The organism is Weissella oryzae SG25 (assembly GCF_000691805.2).
Lineage (GTDB): Bacteria > Bacillota > Bacilli > Lactobacillales > Lactobacillaceae > Weissella > Weissella oryzae.
Window position 1 is genome coordinate 1 of sequence record NZ_DF820510.1, and the last position, 6563, is coordinate 6563.

Sequence of the window (6563 nt, forward strand, 5' to 3'; positions counted from 1 at the left end):
ACAGTAACTGTTTTATCAGTCAAACTCTGGTTTTCACCGTCGGAAACTAAACGGAAACTAAAGGCCATAGCAGTGTCGGCTACTTTGTTAGTATGGCCTGACATCATCACTACTTTTCTCAATTATCAGCCTCCTATTCAATACCGGTGATTGCTTTATATTGCTCATCTGTCAATAAGCCCGCCTTATGATAAAAGGTAACTTTATCAGCAGTAATCCAACTCTTCTCATACCATTCTTTAATTTGTTGAAACATCTGGAGTACCTCCCACTAGCTTATTCACTTTTTCAGTTAAGGTCGCAATTTGAGCTAGTAAATCCATTTTGAATAAGTCATCCGCTTGTGGCTTTTGACTTTCTAACCACTTCTTATACTCGAATGGGTCCCAATCTCGCCAAGTATTAGTTTCAGGTTGATAAATACGTAAATACCAAACATCTTGAATGTTTGCTTCACTAGGTTCAACCTCTGTAAAACAATTATCAGCTGGTTTAGCAACTGCCATGCCGGTATATTTTTGTGTGCTTTTATCATATAAATAAAACATTTTTGACCTCCTAGCCAATTATTGGCCACGTTCCATAGCCCGTCCCTTTAAACTCCTCAGAACCCCAATTCTTAACTGTTCCGTTACTTTGTACCGTCAATACTCGATCTTCATAATATGAACGGATAATTGCTTCTGTCATATTTGGAACCTTATTAATAACGTAAACAGGAATATAATCAGTTGGCACAATCTCATCTGACTGTTGCCCGCCGGCCAAGCCCTGAGTGACATTGACAATCCGAGCAATTACATAATTACCGGTTCGCAATAAGTTAATTGCACTCTTAAATGGGCCTTCAATCGTAGTGTTCATTGTTCCAGAATACGCCGTCCAAACCGTTGCTTGACCTTGATAAATCGTCCGAGTGAATGCCCAACCTGTATAGGTTTTTAAGTCCTGTTGAATCGTTGTTCCTTTAGCATCAGCTGTAACAGTTAAAATAAAATCATGACCGATTTCGGTACTAGGGTTAGTAATTCCGTTTAGAATTGTTGTGGCATTTTCGCCACTATCATAAATACCCGGTACTGTGTAATCATTTAGGTCTGCCTTAGCTGGAATAAGTGTTGCCACTAAATCCCCTGACACTCGTTTCCAGGCTTTGATTATTCCCTTATCAACACTTGCATAAAGCTCAGTATTAGAACCTAAATCATGAATTGTTAAGTGGCCTGATTGACTATCATAACCGGGTTCTACATCTAAAGTATATTGCCCACTAACTGGCGAATTTCCAATAACTACGTTGCTAATTGACCAATTACCAGCATACTTGAACGTGTCTTTAGCCACATCCGCTAAATCAGTAAAGGTTGCTAAACGAGTTGCCAAACCAGCTTTAATTGGTTGAGCAAACGTATTAGCACCACTGAAATCATTGTCACCATTTAAAATAGCTACTTGCTTATCATTGATTTGCTGAATAATCGCCGTTAAGGAAACTTTTAGAGCATCATATGCAGCTTGTTGCATCTCTAAAGTGTCACTAATATTTGCTAATTTAACCTTTGCTTCAGTAATTACCTTCTCGATTGTATCGATGTAATCGTTAGATGGATTTGAAGTGATAATAATGTTATTAGATAGAACGTTAAACATAATCGGAATACTTGAAACGACTGTCCCATCAGTATCAATCACACTGATATAACCCTCTTGAATATCCCCAGCTGCTTGATACATTTCACTTGGAATAATCATTGAAAACTGACCGGCATCAGCCTTAATAACATCTTTAATACCGGAAATTTGTTTAACTTTACCTCCCGCATCTTTAACAGTAATCTTGATGTCTTTGTTTGAAATATCAAAAGGCAAATCACCTTTCTTCAACCAAAAGAATATCTCCCGTCCATTGTCACCTTGGCGGCCATTTAATTGGTCAATCAAAGTTACATCTGTTGTATTTAACAGTGTATTAACAATGACGAACCTGCCTACCGTATTTGCTGTTAGCATATTACTTCCTTTCTTCTACATATCCATAAGTAATCAGTAATTCATAAACTTCATCAAACTTGCTTTTGAATTCTGAAAGCTCACCACTCATAAGTTCCTCAACTTGTTTTTCTTGGATGTCATCTAGCCTAAAAGGCTTGAGCTTTTCTATTGATTCTCCAGTAGTCAATTTCTCAACTTTTAATTCCCAAGAAATTTCAACAAGTGTATTGATAACTTTTATGGCAAAATTAAAGGCCTCATCAATTTCTTGATAGGCCTGTAAATTATATTCATTGTTTAACATTATATTTTGAAACTCAGGAATTTCTCCGATAACCATCATTTCTTGTAAATCTTGAATCACGTTATTGACTAAGCTAATTAGGTTATTAATATTATTGCTTACCAATTTTTTATCCAACCATTACACCTCCTTAGTGGTAATAATTTCTCCATTATCGTTAATACTTATTTGATATTTACTACCATTCGGAGAAGTTAAGACAGTAGCTTTTTTCAGCAGCTCATCAACCTGATCTTTAGTATAAAGTTCTGACAAATCTATTATTGCTTTGTCGTCAATTAGTAACTGATTCTTTGAGTTCAAACTAAGTTCATGTTGTGTGCCTTTTTCATCAACAAATATAATTGCTGGTAAATATAAGTCGCTAAAATCAACTGGTGTTAAATGAATACCAGCTGGATCTACAAATGAACGTAATTTATTGGAAACTATTGCCCACAACCCATAATCTTTATTAATTCCAAACTTATCGATTGTTGGTTGAATTACTGGCCGACCAGGTAATTTACTCATCATTTCCTCTCCAATCCCAAATAATCCCATTACTCAATGTTTTTTGAATATCTCCAGATATATTACTTGTAATCTTATTACTGTTGCTTTTAATATTTATCATTTGATTTAAATAATCATTAACTGTCCTTTTCAAACTATTTAAGGTTATCTGAGGTAGCTGAGCGTTATCAAATGGAAATACTGTTATACCAACTACCTCTATATCTGTACTAATAGAGTCTTCTATAATTGAAAGATGCAGTAACTCATTTATTTTGGGCACAAACTCTGAAACGTCTGTCATATCTCCGGTAATAACTAATGTTGGATCCGAAACCATTTGCTTTCTTGCGTAATTGTCCATTGCGTTGGCATCCTTAAATCGTTCATCTTCAAGATTACCACCACTATATTCACCATATTTTGCTATTGATTCATCATCTCTTACAATATGAGGCTCAAAATAATACTTCTCATTATCGTCTTTTGCACCAATTACTCGATACATATTAATGACCGTACTCATATCTTCTTCAAGCACTAAGTTATCTATATTATGTCTGTAAGCTAACTGATTTCCAAAATTTCTTACGATACTGTCGTGACTATTTACAGTAATTTCTCTGTTATCATGCGTTATGATTGCATCAGACCAAGTTGAAACAATTTTATCTAGCCCATCAAACGCTGAATCACCACCTAAATTTTCGATTTCTTTTCCTTCAAAATCTCCAATTACTTTATACGTAAAGCCAAGATTATTATCTTTAAAATAATAATCTAAAACATCATTAACCGAATATGTCTTGGTACCATCGATTGCTTCGTATTTATAAATGCGTCTAGCTTCTGTATATATGTGAAGCGCAGTAATCGTAACGCTTGAGTACCCATTCAAGTAATTTGCATCTCGTATAGAAATAACATAGTTTTGGCCATTAAAATTAACAATGTTGTTTTTAATTAGCATTGCATAGCCTATGCTACCATCTTTTTCGGCAATGAATGTTATTTGTCGTTGAGAATTTCTTTGTTCATCATATTGGAAACTATTCCATACAATACAAGTCAAGGGGACTTCACTGGCATCGTCTCGTGACTTAACTGTTACTACTTTTATCGCCATTTATAGGTATATAAACGGAAAACTAAATGTAATTGAATGATTATTCGAGCCAGTAACCAAAATTTCATTCAATCCTTTTTCTAGTTTGATAAAACCAAAATCAGTGTTCATAGTATCAACAACTCCATTTCGATAAGTTACGATTCCTCTAATTAATAGCGAATCACTAAAGGCAATATCACTTTTATACGACCACGATGTGTTATTTGTTTTGTTAGTGATAGTAATTGGGCCATCACTGTTAATAGCAATATTCAAATCATGCTTTTGAAAATATGGATCAATAGCAATACTACTCAAGTTGTTGATAGTAAATGTGTTAGCCGTACTTTTGAAGGAACCTAAATCAACCACATCATTCATTCCAAAGTCCATCTCATCCTCTGTAATTTCATCGCTTCGCTTCAATGAATAAGCAAACCCACTTGGAACATCAAACGGTATTGAAAATTGCATATCATTATTGCCAGGAGCTATTGAACTCAGGGTGAATACTCCAGGCCGAACATAATAGCATCTATATGGGCTCTCACTTGTGCGAATACGTATTAAACTACGTTGCCCAAATAAATTTTTAATCTCGTGCTTAGCCAAGGTCTGCTCTTCATAAGAATTTAGTGAAATAAAGAAATTTGCTGTGAATACTGCTCTCCCAAAAGCAACAGAAGTTAAAACGCTGCTATCGACCCCGACTTTATCCTGAAATGCATTTTGTACGTTATTAGTGAACGTTCCATCGAGATACATTAATCCCGGTAATCTGGTTGTTATATCTATCTCGTCCTTATTAATTTCTTTCAAATAAAAATTAGTAATTATTAACACCTCCTAACCGTTGTAGTGAGCTTAGGTTACGATCTGATTCTTGTCTTTGAGACAACTGGCTTCTATCAAGATAGACCGACCCATTGTTACTTGTATTTCTAACAATATTAGCCATCAAAGAAATCATAGTATCGAATTTGTCGCTCAACTCAGATACTCCATGCTTAGATGATGATTCATCACCCGTTAATCCATCTCTGGCAGCAAACATTGCCATTGTTTTGCCTAGCAGCTCATATCCACGGCTGGACTTCATTGCTGAAATTGGAATGGTCATTTCAGGTTGATTATTTTCACTTATTTCAACCATTTGATGTCTGGTTGTCAGGCCACCATTTTCCAAACGTTTATGACCTGTTGGCCCCCAACCACCAGGCATTCTAATATCACTAGCCCAATTTGAATCATTAAACATAGCCATTAGTTGGTCGTATCCGCTTAGAATGTTCCCATGCCCTGCAACAGCCCATGATTTAAACGTAGGTGGGATATATTGCAATAGTCCTTGTGCTGGATAACCATTTCTCGAATTAATATCATCAATCTGTTGCTTAATATTTTGCTTTCCACCAGATTCTTTATTAATTCGAGCCATAATTGCCTCTAAGTCGCCTGAACCAAGATCAATGTGAGCTTCTTTAGCAGCTTTAATAATTTGGTCTTTCCAATCGCCACCAGCACCAATATCATTTGAAGACACTTCAGCTTCTTGCTTTTGCTTAAACAAATCACTAAAAGCATCAACAAAGTTCTTCTTTATTAATTCACCAGCACCTAATCCAGTATCTTTAAACGCTGTTCCAGCATCATTAAAACTATCAATAAAAGATTTGAAGCCCAATTTATCAGAAACTTTATCAACTAATTTTCCAGGTCCGTCTGTTAAGACTCCTGCTGTATCACTTGCAAATTCTTTAACTTTGTCAAACGCATCAGAAATAAAGCCTTCTACTCCATCTTTATGAGCTGGTAGGCCTGCTGTCATCGCCAAGAATTGTTTAGAGCGATCATGGGGTAAAATTGAAGTCCCAGCCGAAAGTGCTCGCATTTCTGGTCCATTAGCGCCCAGCGCAAAGAAACCTTGTTGAGGATTATGTGCTAATTCAAAACCTTCCTCACCAACAAGGGCTATTTCATCCGTAGGCAAACCTTGATGCCCTCGAGCGTGCTTCTTTCCTGCATTTTCAACTGATGCTGCATTGTCTGGATGCCATTCTGGAATTTTTGCCCATGATTTACCACCAATAGCTTTCAAGATTCCATTTAACCCACTAGCAATTCCATTCCAAATATTTGACAATCCAGCACTAAATTTGTTCCATAAAGTAAGGACGTTTCCAGTTTCTTCATCAACGGCTCCCTTATGTTCGCCAGCCTGTTTTATTGCTTGGTCTACAATCTTCTGATGCTGTTCAGTTGCTTGATCAACTGTCTCTTTCTTCTGCTTCTTGGCACTATTAACTGTCTCGTTATACGTTCCATCAGCCTGCTTGACTAGTTCATCATGCTGCTTTTTAGAAATAGTACCATTTTCATAATATTCCTTATCAGCAGCTTTAATTGTTTCATCGCGCTTCTTTGAAGCACTCTTAACAACGCTTTTATAAGTCTCATTTGCATCCTTAATTTGGGTATTTTTTTGATTATTCGAATTTGAAATAGCTTCGTGCATTTCTTCCTTAGAAATCTTGCTTTTTTTATTCTTTAAATCATTTAAAATATCTTGTTGCTTAACACTTGCAGCTCGGGTGGCCTTACTCATATCATTTCCAAACTTGGTTTCGTCAGAAATCATTTGTTTTTGATATTTTTTGTTTGCTG

At 36.0% G+C, this 6563-nt stretch carries 7 protein-coding genes and 1 pseudogene; all 8 read right to left on the reverse strand.

The window, feature by feature from the left end:
* Positions 1 to 133: 133 nt before the first annotated feature.
* Positions 134 to 256, reverse strand: a complete 123-nt coding sequence (locus TT13_RS11100; protein WP_082816160.1) for an XkdX family protein — start codon at positions 254 to 256, stop codon at positions 134 to 136.
* Positions 240 to 548 carry a hypothetical protein gene (locus tag TT13_RS10620; RefSeq protein ID WP_027699926.1) on the reverse strand — a complete coding sequence of 103 codons (309 nt, stop codon included), beginning with the start codon at positions 546 to 548 and terminating at the stop codon, positions 240 to 242. Before TT13_RS10620 ends, TT13_RS11100 begins: the two co-directional genes overlap by 17 nt.
* 10 nt (positions 549 to 558) lie before the next feature.
* Positions 559 to 2010: a BppU family phage baseplate upper protein gene (locus tag TT13_RS10625; protein ID WP_052348637.1), complete on the reverse strand. Its 1452-nt coding sequence runs from the start codon at positions 2008 to 2010 to the stop codon at positions 559 to 561.
* A gap of 1 nt (position 2011) precedes the next feature.
* Positions 2012 to 2413, reverse strand: coding sequence for a hypothetical protein (locus TT13_RS10630; RefSeq protein ID WP_027699927.1), 402 nt, complete (start codon positions 2411 to 2413; stop codon positions 2012 to 2014).
* Between the two features lie 3 nt (positions 2414 to 2416).
* Complete coding sequence (locus TT13_RS10635) at positions 2417 to 2809, reverse strand: hypothetical protein (RefSeq protein WP_027699928.1); 393 nt, start codon at positions 2807 to 2809, stop codon at positions 2417 to 2419.
* Entirely contained in the window at positions 2802 to 3917 is a 1116-nt protein-coding gene (locus TT13_RS10640) for a prophage endopeptidase tail family protein (RefSeq protein ID WP_027699929.1), read from the reverse strand. Before TT13_RS10640 ends, TT13_RS10635 begins: the two co-directional genes overlap by 8 nt.
* Entirely contained in the window at positions 3918 to 4718 is an 801-nt protein-coding gene (locus TT13_RS10645; protein ID WP_190279676.1) for a phage tail domain-containing protein, read from the reverse strand.
* Between the two features lie 7 nt (positions 4719 to 4725).
* Positions 4726 to 6563 (reverse strand): annotated as a pseudogene (locus TT13_RS11430) (hypothetical protein); the annotation flags it as partial.